Origin of the sequence: Micromonospora sp. DT46, assembly GCF_049841735.1 — a bacterium.
Lineage (GTDB): Bacteria > Actinomycetota > Actinomycetes > Mycobacteriales > Micromonosporaceae > Micromonospora > Micromonospora reichwaldensis.
Genome location: NZ_JBNCKW010000028.1, coordinates 1 through 796 on the forward strand (window position 1 = coordinate 1; position 796 = coordinate 796).

Genomic DNA, 796 nt, shown 5'->3' on the forward strand with positions numbered 1-796 from the left:
GACCACCGGAGCACACCCATGCGCTTCTCCGTACTCGGCAGCACCGAAGTCACCAACAACGGCCACCACCTCGAACTCGGCGGAATCCGCCAACGCGCAATCCTCGGCTACCTCCTCCTCAACGCCAACAAAGTCGTCGCCACCAGCCAAATCCTCCACGCCATGTGGGACGGCAACCCACCCCCCACCGCCCGCAAAATGGTCCAGAACGCCGTCTCCGGCATCCGCCGCATGCTCACCCACAACACCGACCCCACCACCAACCCCACCCTCCGCACCCACCCACCCGGCTACCAACTCCGCATCGACACCGAAACCATCGACCTCTACCGCTTCCGCAGACTCGTCCGCGAAGGCCGCCACGCCACCACCACCAACAACCCCACCCGCGCCGCCCAACTCCTCACCGAAGCACTCACCCTCTGGCGCGGACGCGCCCTCGCCGACCTCGTCGAAACCGGCACCTGCTGGTCAGAACTCGCCGCCATCGAAGACGAACGACTCTCCGCCCTCGAAGACCGCCTCGACGCCGAACTCGCCTGCGGCCGACACCGCGAAATCACCCCCGAACTCGAAATCCTCACCGCCACCGAACCCATGCGCGAACGCCTCTGCCACCAATTCATGCTCGCCCTCTACCGCAGCGGCCGCCAAGTCGACGCCCTCCGCGTCTACCGACGCACCCGCGAAGCCCTCGTCGACGGCCTCGGCCTCGAACCCGGCCGCAGCCTCCAAGAACTCCAACAACGCATCCTCGAACACGACGCCAAAATCCAAATCCCCGCACTCACCCACT

The 796-nt window shown here is 66.1% G+C and carries 1 protein-coding gene; it reads left to right on the forward strand.

Going from position 1 to position 796, the window contains the following annotated elements; genetic code table 11:
• Positions 1–18: 18 nt before the first annotated feature.
• Positions 19–796, forward strand: a 778-nt coding sequence (locus tag ACLQ20_RS31330; RefSeq protein WP_311414996.1) for an AfsR/SARP family transcriptional regulator, incomplete at its 3' end; no start/stop codon positions are given.